The sequence below is a fragment of the Psychroserpens sp. S379A genome (assembly GCF_049800755.1).
In the GTDB taxonomy this organism is placed as follows: domain Bacteria; phylum Bacteroidota; class Bacteroidia; order Flavobacteriales; family Flavobacteriaceae; genus Psychroserpens.
In genome coordinates this window covers 466396-486506 of record NZ_JBNAFQ010000002.1, presented here as the reverse complement: position 1 = coordinate 486506, position 20111 = coordinate 466396, and the positions used below count along the sequence as shown (strand labels likewise).

Below are 20111 nucleotides of genomic sequence, written 5' to 3'. Positions count from 1 at the left end.
AAATTCTAAAAGACAGTTTCTTCTTTATATATTGAAATAAATTGTTTTTACTTTTTTAAAACTTCAAAAATATTGCGTAAATCCTTTTTAAAAGGTAAGTGATCTGCTCTACCTTTTTTAAAGATGTCATTGCTATTACCTTGACCTTTTCGCAACGCTTTTTGCTCTTCGTAAGGAAGCTTTATGATTTCTTGACAATGAGATGAACAACAGTTGTCCATTTTTTCTTTACACTCATCACATTGTATAAATAACAAATGGCATGCTTCATTAGCACAATTAGTATGCATGTCTGCTGGTTTACCACATTGGTGACAATTGGCAATAATATCATCTGAAATACGCTCAGAACGTCGTTCGTCAAAGACAAAGTTCTTACCTAAGAATTTATTTTCTAAATTATTGGCTTCAATTTGTCTTACATAATTGATGATTCCGCCTTCCAATTGAAATACATTTTTAAAGCCCTTATGTTTGTAGTAAGCACTTGCTTTTTCACAACGAATTCCTCCTGTGCAATACATAACAAGGTTTTTGTCCTCTTTATGTTCCCTCAAATCTTCTTCAATAAGATCTAAAGATTCTCTAAAGGTGTCTACGTCTGGAGTAATCGCATTTTTAAAGTGTCCAATTTCACTTTCATAATGGTTACGCATATCTACCAATACTGTATTTGGATCTTCAATTAAATCGTTAAACTTTTCAGCATCTACATGAACTCCTTTATCTGTTACATCAAACGAATCATCATTCAATCCATCTGCTACAATCTTATGACGCACTTTTACTTTCAGTTTTAAAAAGGCAAAATTATCATGTTCAATGGCAATATTTAACCTTACATTTTCTAAAAATGAAATGGTGTCTAAATGATTTTTAAAAATTTCGAAGTTTTCTGCTGGAACAGAAAGCTGAGCATTAATGCCTTCTTTAGCAATATATATTCTTCCTAAAACGTCAAAATCGTTCCAAGCTAAAAACATATGATTTCTAAAAATTTCGGTATTGCCAATTTTGGCGTACTTGTAGAAAGAGATTGTTAAGCGGTCTTTTCCTGCTTTTTCAATAAGTTCGGCTCTTTCTTTAGCACTTAAGTTATTGTACAGTTGCATGCTATACGAGTTTTAGGTGTTAAAAAATGAATGGCAAAGATAGTGAAAAGTATTTAGTTGCTTGGTATAAAAGACAAAGAAGCACTTATGAATATCATAAGTGCTTCTTTCAGACTAACTCGTTATTAATATTTTTAATTTGTTCTTAAAAATATAATGTAAGTTAACCTCCATCTGATTTACAGTTGCTATTAACGTGTACAGAAACTGAAACATCAAAAGCGTTGTTAAAAATAATTTTTCTAAAAAATCTCATCTTTATTTCAAGAATTAATTTAATGGATATGTCATATTACTGACCTTTTTCATAGCAAGATTTCCCAATCTCAATTGGTAGATGCAAAATGTTTAAAAAGGTTGCGTTATTACATTGAAAAAAATTAAAAGTTGTTGTAATTTAGCAAACCTATCAAATAAAAACAGATTGAAATGAGCAGTGAAAAAGACGCAAAATTAAAAGCCTTAAAATTAACTTTAGACAAACTCGATAAAGCCTACGGAAAAGGAACAGTAATGAAAATGAGCGACCAAGCAGTCGTTGATGTAGATGCTATATCTTCTGGTTCTTTAGGATTAGATATCGCTTTAGGTGTTGGTGGTTATCCTAGAGGTAGAGTTATTGAAATTTACGGTCCAGAATCTTCTGGTAAAACCACATTAACACTACATGCCATAGCTGAAGCTCAAAAAGCTGGAGGAATTGCTGCTTTTATTGATGCAGAACATGCTTTTGATAGAACCTATGCCGAAAAATTAAATGTAGATATCGACAACCTTATCATCTCTCAACCAGATAATGGTGAACAGGCTCTAGAAATTGCCGATAATTTAATTCGCTCAGGAGCTATTGATATTGTTGTTGTCGATTCGGTTGCTGCATTGACTCCTAAAAGTGAAATTGAAGGCGAAATGGGTGACTCAAAAATGGGACTTCATGCGCGATTAATGTCTCAAGCTTTAAGAAAGCTTACTGGCTCTATAAGTAAAACCAATTGCACAGTGATTTTTATCAATCAATTGAGAGAGAAAATTGGTGTTATGTTTGGTAACCCAGAAACAACTACTGGAGGAAACGCTTTAAAATTTTATGCTTCAGTGCGATTAGATATTAGACGTTCTACACAGATTAAAGAAACTGATGGCAATGTTGCTGGAAATAAAACTAGAGTTAAGGTTGTAAAAAATAAAGTGGCTCCACCTTTTAAAATGTGCGAATTTGACATTATGTATGGTGAAGGTATTTCAAAAGTCGGTGAAATATTAGATCTAGCTGTCGAACATGAAGTCGTTAAAAAAAGTGGCTCTTGGTTTAGTTATGGCGAAACTAAATTAGGTCAAGGTCGCGATGCTGTAAAAGCATTAATAAAAGATAATCCAGAATTAATGGATGAACTTGAAGATAAGGTTAGAGCTCTTATTAAAGAAAACAATTAAATTTATTTCAACAAAAAAATCCCAAATTTGGGATTTTTTTGTTTTACAGACGCAACCTTTATTATTCTGTTGCATCTATATATTGATTAAGGTATATATTACCTAAATATTTAATTATATGAAGAAATTATTTTTGTTAGGGTTTTTAATCTTCAGCGTGTTCTCTTGCAGTCCTGATGAGGATAGATCATTGGATTTTTATTATGAAACCCTACCTATCGAAAGTGTTGATATGCCTACTGAATTTGAGTATGGCAACACCTATGAAATAACGATGACTTATTTAAGACCTTCAGGTTGTCATCTGTTTAACGATTTCTATTATTTAAGTGAACTTAATCAGCGAACAATTGCGATTATTACAACTGTATTTTCTAATCAAGATTGCCAAACTCTTGATCCCAATGAAAATGTTGAAGAAGTGTCATTTAACTTTCAGGTCAATAGTTTTGAACCTTATGTGTTTAAGTTTTGGCAAGGTGAAAACGCAAGTAGTAATGACACATATTATGTTGTAGAAGTTCCTGTGGTGGTTGACGGAGACTAATTAAATTATACATCAATAAATAAAACTAACACATTTGAGTTTAGAACAACTCATAGCACAATGCCAAAAAAATGATGCTCAGGCTCAAAGTCAAATATATAAACTCTATGCGAGTAAACTGTTTTCGATTTGCTTGAAGTATTCACGCAACTATGCCGAAGCTGAAGATAATTTACAAGATGCCTATGTGACTATATTTAATAAAATAAATCAATTTAAAAGTAAAGGCTCTTTTGAAGGATGGATAAAACGAATCACTATCAATACAGCTTTACAACGTTATAGAAGTGCTGGTGTTTTTAACCTCGTTAATGAAGATCAAATTGAAGAGGTATCTGTTGAAGTTGATGAAGATAACATTAGTTTAGATTATTTGCTTCAAATCATTCAAGAGTTGCCAGATCGATATAGATTGGTATTTAATTTATATGCTTTAGATGATTTTTCGCACAAAGAAATTGCAAAAATGCTTGAAATATCTATCGGAACATCAAAATCAAATCTTGCTCGAGCACGATTGATTTTAAAACAAAAAATAGAACACTATAAAGCGAATACAAATTCGCAAAGCTTATAATGAACGATAAAAAGAACATAGATAAACTTTTTAAGGAAAAGCTCAAAAATTTTGAAGCGACTCCCAAAGATCATGTTTGGCAACATATTGAAGAACGTCTTCATGAAGGTAAACGTAAAAGACGACGTATTATTCCTATTTGGTGGAAAGTCGCTGGTATTGCTGCTGGTATAATCTTATTGTTTACTGTTGCTAATCGTATTTTTAATACTTCAGAAAAAGATGGAATTACAAAAGATGTTATTGTTGATGATTCTAAGCAGAACAATGATCTTAAACCAAAAGGTGAAAGCAATACACTTCCGCAAAAGTCAGCTTCTAAAGATTTAATTGAAAATAATAATAACGATGAAAATGTAGCAGACATCAATCTTGAAAACACTACTAACGAAGAAGAAGAAAAAAAGGCTTCAATTCAAAAACATAACAGTAATCGCATACATTCAGACAGTAAAAATGAATCCGTTGTTGCTTCTGAAAATTCAACTGATGTTAAATTTAAAGAAAGGCTTCAAAATAAAAAGGCTTCAAATTCAAACAAAACTTATAAAGCATCAATTGAAGAAAAATCAAATCCAATTAAAAACCTTTCTACAAAGGAAACTGTTGTTAAAAATACCGAAAGTAATTCTAAGTATAAAAATAGTTCAGACAATGTACTAAAACCGCAATCAGAAATAGATAAAATCATTAAGTCTTCAAAAACTGATACTACTACTTCTGTGGTAAAAGGAAATACAGACGAAAACAATAACTCAGAAACAGAAGACAACACAATTGAAGAGATTACTCAAAACAAAGAGCAGAAAGAAGAAACCAATGCCATTGAAAATGCCATAGCTGAAACAGAAGATACAGATGAAAAAGAAAACACCGAAGAAAAACTAAACAAATGGAGTGTTTCGCCAAACGTAGCGCCTGTTTATTTTAGCTCATTTGGTGATGGCTCTCCTTTAGATAATCAATTTGTAGAAAACACAAAAGAATCTGAAATCAATATGAGTTATGGTATAACTGGAAGTTATGCAGTTAGCAAAAAATTAAAGATTAGAGCAGGTGTTAACAAAGTACAATTAGGCTATAAAACCAATGATGTGTTAATTTTTGAAAACACAAATCCTGTAGCTCTTGGTACAAGACAAATTGCTAACGTAAATTTAGTTGATAGTATGAGTCAGCACTCTATTTACAGTGCAAAAAACTTTAAGTTTGATAACGCTCCTGCAACTTTATTTACAAAAGAACATGGCTCTATAGATCAACAACTTGGTTTTATTGAGGTTCCTATAGAAATCGAATATAGCTTAGTTGAAAAGAAAATAGGATTGCATCTAATTGGTGGTTTTAGCACTTTGTTTTTAAGTGATAATGATGTATATGCTGTTTTAAATAATGGTAATCGTACACGATTAGGTGAAGCTAGTAATGTTAGAGATTTAAGTTATACTGCTAATTTCGGAATTGGCTTAAACTATAACTTTTCAAAGCAATTTCAATTTAATCTTGAACCAACATTCAAGTATCAAATAAATACATTTAATAATACGTCTGGTAATTTTAACCCTTATTTTATTGGTGTTTATACTGGACTTAGTTTTAAGTTTTAGGTTTTTTAGTTGGTTAGATAGTTATTGTTAACCTCAGTAACTACTCAAAAGCTACTCTGTGCCAAGAGTAGCTTTTTTGTTGTTATTAAATGCCAATAATGCATTCAATATTAATTCTCTAGATTTTGCATTCAACTGTTTAGTATCTTTAATAGTTAACTCTTCAGTAGGAATAAACTTATGTATTTTGATTCTCATCAATCCTGGACTTCCACTAAAGAATGTATACGAAAATCGTTTTTTATTATCTGGAAACGTTAAAGGTACAATTGGAATATGATGATTAATAGCCATTCTGAAAGCACCATCTTTAAATTCATCTAACACAATACTTTCATCTGGAACACCTCCTTCTGGAAAAATGCAAATACTCATGCCTTGCTTTAAACGTCGCTGTGCTCTTAAAAATACAGCTTGTCTACTTTTCGCACTGCTTCTATCGACTAAAATACTAGTGCGTTTGTAGAAAAATCCAAATAAAGGAATTTTAGCCAATTCTTTTTTACCAACAAAAACAAACGGATTTTTAACAGCAACTAACATGAGCATAATATCTGTCATTGAGGTGTGATTGGCAATAAACATATAACTTTTATTAGACTCTGGAACTTGCTCTTTATTAATTTTTATATGAAATCCCATTCCTATCAAAATAAAACGTGCCCAAAATCGAGCCAGCTTAAAAAAGAATGGATACCATGATTCTTTAAGAATTGAAATAAGCAAAATTGGAAATAAAACAATTATAGGAAGTGCTACCAAAATGTAGAACCAGATACGATATAAAATCCAAAAGATGTACTTAAAAAGCCTCATGTGGCTCAAAACTAGTCAAATTTATTCAACAATTCTACTAAAAAAATTACCTTTGCTGACGATATATGTTGAAATACTAATTAAATTGATTTCCTTCTAAACGGAAAGTAAACATGGCAAGAATACTCACAGGAATACAAAGTACAGGAACACCTCATTTAGGAAATATTTTAGGCGCAATCATACCTGCCATAGAAATGGCTAACAACCAAAAAAATGAATCGTTTTTGTTTATCGCTAATATGCATACACTTACACAAATTAAAGATGCTGAAGAGTTGAGACACAACACCTATTCGGTTGCTGCAACTTGGTTAGCCTTTGGACTTGACATAAATAAGACTGTGTTTTACAGACAAAGTGATATTCCTCAAGTGACAGAGTTAGCTTGGTATTTAAATTGTTTTTTTCCTTATAAAAGATTAATGCTTGCTCATGGTTTTAAGGATAAAGCTGATCGTTTAGACGATGTAAACTCTGGTTTATTTATGTATCCTATGCTAATGGCTGCAGATATTTTGTTGTACGATGCTGAAATTATTCCTGTTGGAAAAGACCAATTGCAACATATTGAAATGACACGTGATGTTGCAACCCGTTTTCATGCTAAAATGGGTGAAACCTTTATACTGCCTGAAGCCAAAGTTCAAGAAAACACTAAGCTTATTCCTGGAACAGATGGTGAAAAAATGAGTAAGAGTAGAAATAATTTTATCAATATTTTTCTTCCAGAAAAAAAATTACGAAAGCAAATCATGTCTATCGAAACCGATAGCACACCTTTAGAAGATCCTAAAGACTGGAAAACATGTAACTGTTTTGCAATTTATAAATTATTAGCTTCAGATACTGAGATTGAAACCATGAAAGCTAACTACGAAAATGGTGGTTATGGTTATGGTCATGCCAAACAAGCTTTATACGAACTAATACTTGAAAAATTCGCAACACCACGTGAGCGTTATAATCACTACATGTCACATCTAAATGAACTTGATGAAGCCTTAGCAGTTGGTACAGAAAAAGCTAAAAAAGTGGCTAATGATGTATTACAACGTGTAAGAGAAAAATCAGGTTATTAATTTGATTGGCTAATTTTAACACCTATTGTGCTAATTGTACTAACGCTTATTCACTTTGTGGCTGAACGTAACAAATTAAACCAACTCAAATAATTTTCCTGGCAGTGGTCGTATAATGCCTTTTAATTCCATATTAAGTAAAACACTTGCAACTTTAAAAATTGGCATCTTACATTCTAAAGCAATCACATCTAAAAGTTGTTTGTCGTTATCTTTGAGGTAATTAAAAATGATTTTTTCTTCTGAAGTCAGCTCAACAAATAACTGTTTTTGAATTACTGGTTTTTCTTTAGCTTCTAATTCCCAATTTAAAATATAAGGCACATCCATAGGATTTGATAACACGTGTGCTTGTTGGTATTTGATTAAATTATTACACCCTAAACTCTGACTATCGGTTACGCGACCTGGAAGAGCAAATACATCTCGATTATAAGAGTTGGCAATATCAGCTGTTACTAAGCTTCCGCCTTTTTCGGCAGATTCAATAACAATTGTCGCTTCACTCATTCCTGCTATAATTCGGTTTCGCTTTAAAAAATTGTTTCTATCAAACACGTCAGAACTCCAAAAATCTGTTAAAAATCCGCCATGCTTTTCAACCTCAGCGACATATTTTTTATGTGTTTTCGGATAGATTTGATTTAAACCATGAGCCAAGCAACCAATGGTTTGTAACTTATGCTTTATGGCTGCCTTTTGAGCAGTAATATCTGTTCCGTAAGCAAAACCCGATACAATAATAGGATTGAAAGCGGCTAGTTGCTCTATTAATTTTTCGCAGAAAGCAATACCATAAGTTGTGATTTTTCGAGTACCAACAACACTAATAATGCGTTGTTGCTTAAGATTAATATGGCCTGTTTGAAACAAAAGTATTGGTGCATCAATACAGTGCTTCAATTTTTCAGGATATAAATCATCACTAAAATACAAACAGGTAATCGCTTGCTCCTTAATAAACTTTAACTCAGCTTCAGCTGCTTTTATATGTTCAGCATTATATAAACCTTTAATTGTAGTGGCACCAATGCCATCAATTTTAAGTAAGTTCTGTCGTTTTTCTTTAAATATTGCTTCGGCAGAACCACAATAATGTATTAGTTTTTTTGCAGTAACATCTCCTAATTTTGGAACATGCTGTAATGCTAAAACATATAATAATTCTTCATCTATCATGTTTTGTAGATTATTTTCTATTAAAATACTAAAAATTTCCTTGTTAATAAATACTTCAATTCATGTTTTATTCACATTCAAAAATTTATAACTTTGTTTTATGCAATTAGAGACTTACATCAGCGACTTATTATATAGATACGATTGTGTTACTGTACCAGAATTTGGTGCGTTTTTAACACATCGCGTTTCGGCAAAAATTCACGATACTACGCATGCGTTTTATCCGCCAAAAAAAGCATTATCTTTTAACGAGCAATTGCAAAATAACGATGGTTTATTAGCCAATTATATTGCAGATGTTGAAAAGGTGCCTTATGAAGTAGCTGTAGAAAAAGTTGCTAAGCAAGTAAAATCGATTAAATCGTATTTAGTTGAAGGCGAAACCATTGCATTTAAAAATATAGGAGAATTATTATTGAATAAAGAAGGTAAAATTAATTTTGAACCTTCGCTTCATATTAACTACTTAACTGATGCTTTTGGTTTATCTCAGTTTACTTCTCAAAACATTACTCGTGAAGTTTATAAAGAAGAAGTAAAAGCTATTGAAGAAGTAATTCCGTTAGTAGTTACTCCAGAAAAACGTAAATCTCGCTCATATTTAAAGTACGCAGCAATTGCATTAGTTGCGTTAACTATTGGTGGTTTTGCAGCTTCAAATTATTATGTAAATCAAATTGAAACACATAATCAATTAGCACAAGAAGAAGCCAACCAACAATTAGAGCATAAAGTTCAAGAAGCTACTTTTGTAATTGATAATCCGTTACCTGCTGCAACACTTTCTGTAGAGCAAAAACAAACAGGTAACTACCATATTGTTGCTGGTGCATTTAGAATGGAAGCTAATTCAGATAAAAAAGTAAATCAATTAAGAACTCAAGGCTATAAAGCTAGAAAAATTGGTGCTAATAAATACGGACTTCATGAAGTGGTCTATGCCAGTTATTCTGATAGACTAGAAGCTTTACAAGCGCTTCGTCAAATAAAACATGAGCATAACAGAGACGCTTGGTTGTTGGTTAAAGCTTTAGATTAAAAAGATTCTTCACTTCGTTCTGAATGGCACAATAATTCGCCTTACCTTTGCACTTTCTAAACGAAAATGTAATGGAACCAAAAACTGCATTTAAGTCAAAAACCATAATGACCGATTTGGTCTTACCAAGTGAGACGAATCCAATAAACAACTTATTTGGTGGAGAACTTTTAGCGCGTATGGATCGTGCTGCAAGTATTTCAGCAAGACGACATAGCAGACGAATAGTTGTTACTGCTTCAGTTAATCATGTCGCTTTTAATCGCTCTGTTCCTTTAGGTAGTGTTGTGACTATTGAAGCTAAAGTGTCTCGTGCATTCTCGAGTTCTATGGAAGTTTATATTGACGTTTGGATTGAAGATCGTGAGTCTGGTGAATGTATTAAAGCTAATGAAGCTATTTATACCTTTGTGGCTGTTGACGAAACTGGACGACCTGTAAAAGTCCCAGAATTAATTGCTGAAACCAAACTAGAAAAAGAACGCTTTGATGGCGCTTTACGTCGTAAGCAATTAAGTTTAGTTCTTGCTGGAAAAATGAAACCAAGTGATGCTACTGAATTAAAAGCTTTGTTTGAATAAACTAAATGTCCTTCCGACTGATATAGAGGAACCTTTACGTTAAACCTTTCTACAAAGTAGAAGTCCTATCATAGAATCAAATATTGAATACTATGAAGACATTTATCACATTATTATTAGCCATCGGCTTATTGAGTTTTAATTCTTGTGCACGTCGTGTTGTTGTGACACCTTCAACTGTAACTGTGGTTAAAACACCTCCAAAACATTATAAGGTTGTAAGACTAAAAGGAAAACGTTATTATTTCTGGAATGGAAAGCATTACAAAAAAACACGTCGAGGTTATGTTGTAGTGAGAGTGTGAAAAATAATAATATATAAGATCCTCAAACAAGTTCAGGATGACATTTTATGTCACATTTTATACACCCAAATTGCAGGATTTTGAGTTTTTGAATCTTTATATACACCAAAGCCTAACATGGTCTCTCCAGTAGAACGATTTGTAAACACCTCACCTATTTCCTGTTTGGTATTGACTTTATCTCCTTTTTTGACATAAATTTTAGACATGTTTTTATATACTGTAATATAATTACCATGTCGTATCATTACCACAGGATTGGCATTAGGTATCACCAAAATTTGAGACACAACACCATCAAAAACGGCTCTTACTTTCGTCCCTTTTTCTGTCGCTATTTTAACACCTTGACTATTTATACTAACGGTTCTATCTATTGGAGAAGGTTGTTTTCCATACCTTACTTTAACCACGCCTTTTTGAACTGGCCAAGGTAGTTTTCCTTTGTTAGACTCAAAGTTTCGAGCCAAAGCTTTGGCTTCTGGTGTTAAGACAAATTTACTTGAAGATGTTTTCTTGCCAGCTTTCTTATTTGATGCTGCAATTGCTTCACGTATTAAGCGATCAATTTCTTTATCTATTCTGTTAATTTCTTGTTGTTTTTGCCTCGCTTGAGAAGTGTAATTACTTAGGTTTTTTCTAATGGAAGCCATTAAGTCTTCTTGTTCTCTAAGTTCAACTTCAAGTTGTTTTTTTACTTGTTTGTTATCTAATACAAGTTTGTCTTTGTCTTTTTTTTGACGTGATAAATCGGTATTTAACTCTTGAAGTTTAAGGGTTTTTGCTTTAATCAATTCGCCTTGTTCCTTTTGATAATTTGCATATTGCTTGATATACTGTAAACGTTTGTATGCTTGTTTAAAATTATCTGAAGATAGTAGAAACATCACACGACTTTGCTCAGATTTGCTTTTATACGATTTCACAACCATATCAGCATAACTCGCTTTTAATTCTTTTAGTTGATTTCTTAAACTGGTAATCTCATTTTGATTGGCATTAATCTCACGCGTTAATAAATTGGCTTGATCGTTTGTAATTCTAATAAGATTTCTCCTTACACTAATCTTGTAATTTAAATCTTCAACCAAAGACACTAAAGATTTTTCCTTTTTTCTATCTGAAAACAATAATGCATTAATCTGCTTTAATTCGTTTTGATACTTTTGACGTTTTGCTTCTAGCTCCTTCTGCTTTGCACTTTGCGAATTTGCAATAGAAACACTTAAAAAGAAACATAAAAAAATAAAAATGTAGGTTGGTTTATGGTGCATCGTTTAATATGATTTCTTTAAATCCTGAAGGAATTTTGAATGGAAAACGAACTTCTTCATTTAGAGAAACCGATTTATATTCCATAGCAATAATCACTTCTTCGTTGTTTTCTATTGCAATAATTTTAATGTCTTTCGGAAGAATTTCTTTATCTACATCTTGATAAGCCAAATAATCTACCTGTAAATATCGTTTCTTTAACGGCTGAAGCAATTGCTGAGAATCCATTTTAAAATGTGAAGGATTCAATAACAGAAACAACTCTAATAAAGCTGATTGTTCTTTGGGCTGAAGAATATAGGATTTATCATTTGTTGAAGCTGTATACTTTCCATCTTTTAAATTAAAAAGTGATTCACCTAACAGTAAACTTTGAACTTTTTCAAAGTTGAGTTCAACACCTAATAAATTGCTCAACAAAGCGTAATCACCTTCAAAAAATTGATTATTGATTCTATCGTAAAAGCTAACCTTATCTGGAGTTATCATTGCTCTAGCTAAGCCTAAAGTGGCATTAATCCAAATGGTTCTATCCTTTTCCATTCTAAGATTAACCGAATACCCTTGTTCTTGTAAATCTTGAGTGTAATCTATTTTAACTTTGGCTTGTAAGGTTTTAAATTTTGCGCCTTGCTTTGCATTTTCTCTAATTAATTGTTTTGCAGAAATACTCTCACTAATTTCACCTGAAGATGCAATAGTTTTAGTCGACTTACAAGATATTGCCATGCTAAGGACTAAAAGAATTATAATATTAAGTTTTATACTTTTCATCACATGATTTACTGCTTAGACAATGCTTCTGCCTTTTTAGCAAACGCTTCAGATTTGGTAATATTATTGCTTTGTTTATATGCTATACTTAATTGCGTATAAAAATCTGATAGCATCTTAGAGTCATCAATAACAAAATCAACTCCCATTTCTAAGCTTTCAATCGCTTTTTTAGGCTGATTCAATTTATTATTTGCCACACCATTTGCTAAATACAAAATGGGTTGCGCTGGATATAATTCTAAGGCTTCAGCACTTAATTTCTCAGCTTCTGTATCTTTATTTAAATCTAATCGTAACATCAACACATCTTTGATGGTCTTAAAATCGTTAGGCTCTTCCTCTAAAATCGCTTCTAAATAACCTAACGCTTTTTCTTTATCATTTATTTTTAAATGATATTGTGCTAATTCTCTTAAGGTTTTTGGACTCTTATCATCATCAATAAGTGCCGTAATTTCAACTAACTGAGGTTCATATTCTGGATTTTCAGACACAAACTTCACAAAATCATTAAGGACTTTAGCTTTGGCTTCTGGCTTAATATTTGGACTTGTTAGCACAATTCTCATCGAGTTAATAGCCTCATCAGTAGTATTATCGTCTAAATAAAACTTATACAAGGCTAAATGTACTAATCGCGATTCTGGATTTGATTCTAATAGCGCTTTTGCTGTGTTAAACGCTTTTTCTTTATCTCCTGTTTCGCTATATCTGTAAATAAGTCTGAGGTAACTTGCTTCGTCTTCTGGATTTTTATTGACGCGTTCTTCTAGGTTTTCAATACGATCATCATCATTACCTGTAAGATCATAAATTTGATTTCTTAAATAGTCTCTGTCTTTACTATATCCAAACTCTTCATCAAGTTCATCTAGAATATCTAAAGCATTGTTGTACTTTTTAGCTTCTATATATAAACTTGCTAAATCTTGTTTATAATCGGGATGAAACTTAACCAGTTGTTTAACTGTCTTTAGTGCTTTATCGATATCGTTCTGTTGCATATACACATCATAAAGCTCATCGAGAAACCATTCATTTTCTGGAGACTTTGATGTCGCTTCTTTTAGTGCGTCTTCGGCTGCTCCAAAATTTTTAAGCATTTTATAATTCTTTCCTAATTCAAAAAATAAAGTAGGATCAGAATCATCAATTTTGATGCATTTAAGCAACTCATCAACCGAACGTTGGTAATTTTCAATGCCTTTTTGTTTCAAGGCTTCAAAAAAATGTTCTTGGTAAGCATCTTCGTAGTTCCCTAAATCATCGTCTGGAAGTTTATTAAAATCAACTTGAGCATGATTTATCTTCGGAACGAAAAAAATTCCGAAGAAAAGAATGAGTATGTAAACTTGTTTATTCATCAATTTGAGATGCTTCGCTTATGCTCTTAATGACAATAATTATTCCAAAACTGAATAGTCACCAATGCTTATACTAGTAAAGTTTCCATCATAACTAACATGATTACCTATCATAGCATTGTCTAAATTAGCATTTTTAATAGAGGTATGCGTTTGTATTAAGCTATTTTTAACGGTTGAATTGTCTATTGTACAATTGTTTCCTATACTAACATTAGGACCTATGGTTGCATTGTTCAATACCACATTGTCTCCAATACAACAAGGCTCAATTATGGTTGAGTTATTATTTTTAACTGAATTAGCTATTAATTGTTCTTCATTATCTGAAGCTAAAAAACCTAACATTTTAGCGTTGGTGTCAAGGGTTACATTTTTGTTTCCACAATCCATCCATTCGTCAACTGTTCCTGTTTTAAAAATTTTCCCTTCTGCCATCATGCGTTTAATACCATCATTAATTTGATATTCGCCTCCATTCATAATGTTTTCATCCAAAATTTCCTGAAGTTTTCCTTTTAAAACAGCAACATCTTTAAAGTAATAAATACCAATAACCGCTTGATCACTTACAAACGTTTCAGGTTTTTCAACCAATTCTATAATCTCTTGTTTGTCGTTTAACTTGACTACACCATAAGCTTCAGGATTTGCGACACGCTTTGTCCAAATGACACTATCGGCTTCTGCATCTAAATCGAATTCTGCACGAATTAAAGTATCTGCATAAGCAATTACAGCAGGTCCAGATAATGAAGGCTCAGCACACATAATAGCGTGACCTGTTCCTAAAGGTTGGTCTTGACGATAGATAGACGGTTTAGCTCCTAAACTAGTTGCTAAGCTTTTTAAACTTTCTACAACATCATCACCAAACCAAGCTGGATCTCCTAAAACAAAAGCAATCTCGTCGATAGGTTGCTTTAATACTTTTGCAATATCTTTAACGAGTCTGTGAACAATAGGTTGTCCAGCTACTGGAATTAAAGGTTTTGGTACAGTTAAACTATGTGGTCTAAGACGAGAACCTCGACCAGCCATTGGTACTATTATTTTCATGTATGTATTTGTTTTCTTTAATGATTTAGAGATTTCTCGACTACGCTCGAAATGACATTCTAAAATAGGTTTTATAGATTCTAATCTTGTTATTTAACTCCTGTGCTTCCAAAACCGCCTTCGCCTCTAGCGGTTTTAGAAAGTTCATTTACTTCGTCCCATTCGGCACGTTCGTGTTTTGCGATTACCAGTTGAGCGATACGTTCGCCATTATTAATCACAAAATCTTCGCTAGATAAGTTTACTAAAATCACACCTATCTCTCCTCTGTAATCTGCATCTATAGTTCCAGGTGCATTAAGTACAGTAATGCCTTTTTTAGCCGCTAAACCACTTCTAGGACGTACTTGAGCTTCAATACCAACTGGTAATTCGATAAACAATCCTGTGCCTACAATACTACGTTCTAAAGGTTTTAAGGTTCTTGGTTCAGAAATGCTTGCTCTAAGATCCATTCCTGCAGAAGCAATGGTTTCATAATGCGGCAAGTCGTGATTAGATTTATTTATAATTTTGATTTGCATAATTTAAGACTTCTCGACTACGCTCAAAGTGATATTTAAATTAATTATTGGTTTTACTTATTAATATTTTCAATTCTTTTCGTTCTAATACAATGATTAAAAGTAAAAAGAGTAACAAAAATACAGTTCCTAACCATATATTTCTATCCAAATGATAATAAGTTATAAAACTAAATCCTGTACTAATTAACAAGTATAATGTAATCCGTTTTAAATCGTAAGGCACTGGATAATAACGTTTTCCTAAAACATACGAAATTAGCATCATCAATCCATAAGCAATAAGTGTTGCATAAGCACAAGCCATAAAGCCTATTTTAGGAATAAACACAATATTAAAACCAATCGTTATTGCTGCTCCAATAAGTGAAATATACATCCCGAAACGTGTTCGGTCTGTGAGCTTATACCAGATTGATAAGTTGTGATAAATGCCTAAACAAAGGTTAGCTAATAATACAATTGGAACAATATCTAATGCTAATAAATAACTTTCTTTTTTAATAAGAAAAGGTCGTAATACATCAATATATACAACTACAATCATAAGACCAAGACTACCAACAATTGTGAAATATTTTAAAATAGTAGCATAGGTTTGTGTGGCGTTGTTTTTATCTGAATGATTAAAGAAAAACGGTTCTGCTCCCATTCTAAAAGCTTGAATAAATAAGGTCATAAATACTGCCAATTTATAGCAAGCACTATAAGCTCCATTAATAAATTCACCTTCAATTTCTGGCAACAACCATTTATCTAAATTTTCATTAATTACAAAAGCCAAACCAGCAACCATAATAGGCCAACTATAATTTAATAATTGCTTTAAGATTTTGGTGTCAAAATTCCATTTTGCCTTAAAAAAGTATGGCAATACAAAAACCAATACAACTGCACTAGCTATTAGGTTTGCAATAAATATATACTCAACATCATTTTCAACACTAAAAAGGTGTCTTAGAGTATTAGATCTAAATGCCGTTGATAAAAACAAGAGGTTTAATACAACAATAACGAGTATATTAATGAGTTTAATAAATGCAAATTTTATTGGTCTACCAGTTACTCTTAAGTAAGCAAACGGGATTACGATTAGAGTGTCGAGAAGTGTTATACCTACGAGAATTGAATAGAAATCGGTATTGATTCTTAATGCTTCAGAAATTGGAACTCTAAACAAAAATAGAAGTGTTCCAAAAATTATTGTACTCGTGACAATAGTTATCATTGCTGTTGATAAAACGCTTTTTTTGTCTTTGTTTTTACTATAAAACCTAAAGAACGATGTTTCCATTCCATAAGTTAAAATCACATTAAAAAAAGCTGCAACGACGTAAAACTCTGTGTTTTCAGAATAGCCTTCATTTGGAAGCACATCAGTATGTAAACGTACCAAAAGAACGTTAACTAATTTGGGTACCACAATCGCCAAACCATAGATAACGGTGTCTTTTAAAAAAGTTTTTAGTACGCTCAAAAGTAAAATTTTGTTCTGCTAAAAATACGTTTTTAGACAACGCTAACCAAAGATATGTTATTGTCCGTTTGGTGGAGCACTGGGATAGTGCAATGGTTGTTTCATTTTAATATTTGAAATCTTATAATACAAGGTTTTATTGTTTTGTCTGTAAGAAACCACACATTCATCATCTTTTAATTCAAAAGGTATTTGTTCTTTGGGCTGAGGTAGTCTGTTTTTTGATTCTTCACTCATGTCAGAACTTAAAATAATGTCGTTCTGTTGATTGGCATTTGTTTTAAATCGACCTATGTAACATATAGTATCTCCTTTTTTGAATTCCATTTTCACCTTTTTACCTCTAAAAAACATACTGTCTAGAGGTATTGAATTGTCATTGACTGGAATAAACACATTAATACCTGAACCTCCTTCTTTAATACCAGCTACCCACTTTTGAGCATAAACTTCACCAAATTCTATTGGAGCTTTTGCTTGTAATTTCTGAGCTGTTGAACATTGTGAAAAACTTGCCATAAGTATCAGCATTAATACAAGTGAAGTAATATATTTTATGGTTTTCATAGCAAAATCGTTAGTTCTATAAAGATATGATTTCAAATTTAATGCCATAAAAAAGCCCAACTCAAATGAGTTGGGCTTTTCATATTTGTTTGAGATGCTGAAACAAGTTCAGCATGACGTTTTTAGTTTATTTAGATTCTTCGCTTACGATCTGAATGACATTCTAATTGTTCAATGCTTCTCTTTCTTTGAAGCATTTGACTGCGTCTAATTGTTCAATGCTTCCGCTCCACCAACAATTTCTAAAATCTCGTTGGTAATTGCAGCCTGACGTGCTTTGTTGTATGTTAATTTTAACTGATCTCTCAATTCAGTAGCATTGTCAGTTGCTTTGTGCATTGCTGTCATACGTGCGCCATGTTCACTAGCAAAACTATCTCTTATACTTTTGTATAATTGTGTTTTTAAAGACTTCGGAATTAATTGCTCAACGATTTCAGCTTTTGAAGGTTCAAAAATGTAATCTAGGTTTACATTTGAGTCACTCTCAATTGGTACAATTGGCAAAAATTGTTCAGTCATTACAATTTGCGTTGCAGCATTTTTAAATTTGTTGTAAACGACTTCAATTTTATCAAACTCACCATCAACAAATTTTTCCATTAGCATCTCAGCAATTTCAGCAACATTATCAAATGTTAAATCATCGTAAACATCACTGTTATTAGAAATAACTTTGTTGCTTTTTTTGAAAGCATCATTAGCTTTTTTACCAATAGCTAAATAAGACACTTCTTGATTAGCATACTTTTCTGAAGTTAATTTTGTAACCTCTTTGATAATATTAGAGTTGAATGCACCTGCTAAACCTCTATTAGAGGTAATTGCAACCAACAATACTTTTTTAACTTCACGTTGGTCTGCAAATTTACTTCCAGAATCTGCATCTAAAGTTGCACTTAAACTTTGTAAAAGCTCTGTCAACTTATCTGCATAAGGTCGCATAGCAGTAATAGCATCTTGAGCCTTTTTCAATTTTGCAGCAGATACCATTTTCATGGCACTAGTAATCTGCATCGTTGAAGATACCGAAGATATTCTATTACGTATTTCTTTTAAGTTTGCCATTCTTTAATTTAATTAGAATGTTATTTTAACAAGACTCTTCGACTGCGCTCAGAGTGACAATTCTTATTAAATATAGAGTTATAACAAGCTTACTAAAGCTTATAACTTTATACTTTTTAACTTTTTATGCTCTATACTTTCCTGATAAATCTTTAGCTACATTGCTTAATGTATCTGTAACTTCATCAGTTAATTTTCCAGTTTTCAAAGTGTCTAATACATCTCTGTGCTTAGCATTTAAGAATTCGATAAAATCTCTTTCAAACTCTTTCACTTTATTAACAGGAACGTCCTTAAGTAAGTTTTTAGATCCAGCGTAAATAATTGCAATTTGATCTTCAACTGTAAATGGATCGTTCTGCGCTTGTTTTAATATTTCAACGTTACGCTTTCCTTTTTCAATTACGTTTAATGTTACAGCATCTAAATCTGAACCAAACTTAGCAAAGGCTTCTAATTCACGGAATTGTGCTTGATCTAATTTTAATGTACCAGATACCTTCTTCATTGATTTAATCTGAGCGTTACCACCAACACGAGATACAGAAATACCTACGTTAATTGCTGGACGAACACCAGAGTTAAATAAATCACCATCTAAGAAAATTTGTCCATCAGTAATCGAAATTACGTTCGTTGGAATATATGCAGAAACGTCACCTGCTTGTGTTTCAATAATTGGTAAAGCTGTTAAAGAACCTCCTCCTTTTACCATAGGCTTTAAGCTATCTGGTAAATCATTCATTTCTTTAGCAATATTATCATCATTAATAACTTTTGCAGAACGCTCTAATAATCTAGAGTGTAAGTAGAAAACGTCACCAGGATACGCCTCACGTCCTGGAGGACGACGTAATAATAATGACACCTCACGATATGCAACCGCTTGCTTAGATAAATCATCATAAATAATTAAAGCTGGACGACCAGTATCTCTAAAATATTCTCCAATTGCAGCTCCTGCCATTGGTGCATATACTTGCATTGGTGCTGGATCTGATGCGTTTGCAGCAACTATAGTTGTGTATGCTAATGCACCTCTTTCTTCTAATACTTTAGCAATATTGGCTACAGTAGATGCTTTTTGACCTACAGCAACATATATACAATATACAGGCTCACCTGCATCGTAAAATTCTTTTTGATTAAGGATGGTATCAATACAAACTGTTGTTTTACCAGTTTGACGGTCACCAATAACTAACTCACGTTGTCCTCTACCTACAGGAATCATGGCATCGATAGACTTAATACCTGTTTGTAATGGTTCAGTTACTGGTTCACGATAGATAACACCAGGAGCTTTACGCTCTAATGGCATTTGATAAGTATCTCCAGAAATAGGACCTTTACCATCAATTGGATTACCAAGCGTATCAACCACACGACCAACTATACCTTCACCTACGTTGATAGATGCAATTTTATTGGTTCTTTTAACAGTAGAACCTTCTTTAACTTCTTTAGAAGGACCTAACAATACAATACCTACGTTATCTTCTTCTAGGTTAAGTACAATACCTTCTAAGCCACCATCGAATTCTACTAATTCTCCGTATTGCGCGTTAGAAAGTCCGTAAGCACGTACAATTCCGTCACCAACAGTTAATACTGTTCCTACTTCGTCTAATGAAGCACCTGCTTCAAAACCTGAAAGTTGTTGTTTTAAGATTGCTGATATTTCAGCTGGTTTTACTTCTGCCATCTTTATTTAGATA

Annotated in this window: 20 protein-coding genes; 8 read left to right on the top strand and 12 right to left on the bottom strand. The window is 32.4% G+C overall.

Annotated elements, in window-relative coordinates; genetic code table 11:
* Positions 1-47 precede the first annotated feature (47 nt).
* The gene (locus tag ACP15M_RS06985; RefSeq protein WP_425076471.1) at positions 48-1112 is read right to left on the bottom strand and encodes a rhodanese-related sulfurtransferase; all 1065 of its coding nucleotides are present in this window, start codon (positions 1110-1112) and stop codon (positions 48-50) included.
* Between the two features lie 429 nt (positions 1113-1541).
* On the opposite strand from ACP15M_RS06985, the gene recA reads away from it, so the two are divergent.
* The 4 genes from recA to ACP15M_RS06965 all read left to right on the top strand — a co-directional run bounded on the left by recA (position 1542) and on the right by ACP15M_RS06965 (position 5277).
* Positions 1542-2546 (top strand): recombinase RecA, encoded by a 1005-nt coding sequence (gene recA / locus ACP15M_RS06980; RefSeq protein WP_425076470.1) that lies wholly within the window; start codon positions 1542-1544, stop codon positions 2544-2546.
* 118 nt (positions 2547-2664) lie between these two features.
* Complete coding sequence (locus tag ACP15M_RS06975) at positions 2665-3093, top strand: hypothetical protein (protein ID WP_425076469.1); 429 nt, start codon at positions 2665-2667, stop codon at positions 3091-3093.
* A gap of 34 nt (positions 3094-3127) precedes the next feature.
* Positions 3128-3670, top strand: coding sequence for an RNA polymerase sigma factor (locus ACP15M_RS06970; protein ID WP_425076468.1), 543 nt, complete (start codon positions 3128-3130; stop codon positions 3668-3670).
* A complete protein-coding gene (locus tag ACP15M_RS06965) occupies positions 3670-5277 on the top strand; it encodes a hypothetical protein (RefSeq protein ID WP_425076467.1) in 1608 nt (535 codons plus the stop codon). Before ACP15M_RS06970 ends, ACP15M_RS06965 begins: the two co-directional genes overlap by 1 nt.
* A 51-nt stretch (positions 5278-5328) precedes the next feature.
* Here the strand turns inward: ACP15M_RS06965 and ACP15M_RS06960 are convergent, their stop codons facing one another.
* Positions 5329-6093 carry a lysophospholipid acyltransferase family protein gene (locus tag ACP15M_RS06960; RefSeq protein WP_425076466.1) on the bottom strand — a complete coding sequence of 255 codons (765 nt, stop codon included), beginning with the start codon at positions 6091-6093 and terminating at the stop codon, positions 5329-5331.
* Positions 6094-6206: 113 nt separating this feature from the next.
* Between ACP15M_RS06960 and trpS the strand changes: the two genes are divergently transcribed.
* A complete protein-coding gene (gene trpS, locus ACP15M_RS06955) occupies positions 6207-7175 on the top strand; it encodes a tryptophan--tRNA ligase (RefSeq protein WP_425076465.1) in 969 nt (322 codons plus the stop codon).
* Positions 7176-7250: 75 nt separating this feature from the next.
* Here the strand turns inward: trpS and dprA are convergent, their stop codons facing one another.
* Positions 7251-8354, bottom strand: a complete 1104-nt coding sequence (gene dprA / locus ACP15M_RS06950) for a DNA-processing protein DprA (RefSeq protein ID WP_425076464.1) — start codon at positions 8352-8354, stop codon at positions 7251-7253.
* A 100-nt stretch (positions 8355-8454) separates the two neighbouring features.
* On the opposite strand from dprA, the gene ACP15M_RS06945 reads away from it, so the two are divergent.
* From ACP15M_RS06945 to ACP15M_RS06935, 3 genes are all read left to right on the top strand, one after another.
* On the top strand, positions 8455-9396 hold the full coding sequence (locus ACP15M_RS06945) for an SPOR domain-containing protein (protein ID WP_425076463.1): 942 nt from the start codon (positions 8455-8457) through the stop codon (positions 9394-9396).
* Between the two features lie 71 nt (positions 9397-9467).
* A complete protein-coding gene (locus tag ACP15M_RS06940; RefSeq protein WP_425076462.1) occupies positions 9468-9977 on the top strand; it encodes an acyl-CoA thioesterase in 510 nt (169 codons plus the stop codon).
* Between the two features lie 92 nt (positions 9978-10069).
* On the top strand, positions 10070-10282 hold the full coding sequence (locus tag ACP15M_RS06935) for a DUF6515 family protein (RefSeq protein ID WP_425076461.1): 213 nt from the start codon (positions 10070-10072) through the stop codon (positions 10280-10282).
* A 50-nt stretch (positions 10283-10332) separates the two neighbouring features.
* Here ACP15M_RS06935 and ACP15M_RS06930 read toward each other — a convergent pair whose 3' ends face one another.
* From ACP15M_RS06930 to atpA, 9 genes are all read right to left on the bottom strand, one after another.
* Positions 10333-11556, bottom strand: coding sequence for a murein hydrolase activator EnvC family protein (locus ACP15M_RS06930; RefSeq protein WP_425076460.1), 1224 nt, complete (start codon positions 11554-11556; stop codon positions 10333-10335).
* Positions 11546-12286 (bottom strand): DUF4292 domain-containing protein, encoded by a 741-nt coding sequence (locus tag ACP15M_RS06925; RefSeq protein ID WP_425076459.1) that lies wholly within the window; start codon positions 12284-12286, stop codon positions 11546-11548. Before ACP15M_RS06925 ends, ACP15M_RS06930 begins: the two co-directional genes overlap by 11 nt.
* A 53-nt stretch (positions 12287-12339) precedes the next feature.
* A complete protein-coding gene (locus tag ACP15M_RS06920; RefSeq protein ID WP_425076458.1) occupies positions 12340-13698 on the bottom strand; it encodes a tetratricopeptide repeat protein in 1359 nt (452 codons plus the stop codon).
* Between the two features lie 39 nt (positions 13699-13737).
* Positions 13738-14757 (bottom strand): sugar phosphate nucleotidyltransferase, encoded by a 1020-nt coding sequence (locus tag ACP15M_RS06915; protein ID WP_425076457.1) that lies wholly within the window; start codon positions 14755-14757, stop codon positions 13738-13740.
* Positions 14758-14846: 89 nt separating this feature from the next.
* Entirely contained in the window at positions 14847-15281 is a 435-nt protein-coding gene (gene dut / locus ACP15M_RS06910; protein ID WP_425076456.1) for a dUTP diphosphatase, read from the bottom strand.
* A gap of 40 nt (positions 15282-15321) precedes the next feature.
* On the bottom strand, positions 15322-16758 hold the full coding sequence (locus tag ACP15M_RS06905; RefSeq protein ID WP_425076455.1) for a lipopolysaccharide biosynthesis protein: 1437 nt from the start codon (positions 16756-16758) through the stop codon (positions 15322-15324).
* 57 nt (positions 16759-16815) lie between these two features.
* Positions 16816-17325, bottom strand: a complete 510-nt coding sequence (locus tag ACP15M_RS06900) for a hypothetical protein (protein WP_425076454.1) — start codon at positions 17323-17325, stop codon at positions 16816-16818.
* A gap of 207 nt (positions 17326-17532) precedes the next feature.
* Positions 17533-18393: an ATP synthase F1 subunit gamma gene (gene atpG, locus ACP15M_RS06895; protein ID WP_425076453.1), complete on the bottom strand. Its 861-nt coding sequence runs from the start codon at positions 18391-18393 to the stop codon at positions 17533-17535.
* 124 nt (positions 18394-18517) lie between these two features.
* Entirely contained in the window at positions 18518-20098 is a 1581-nt protein-coding gene (gene atpA, locus ACP15M_RS06890) for a F0F1 ATP synthase subunit alpha (protein ID WP_425076452.1), read from the bottom strand.
* Positions 20099-20111 lie beyond the last annotated feature (13 nt).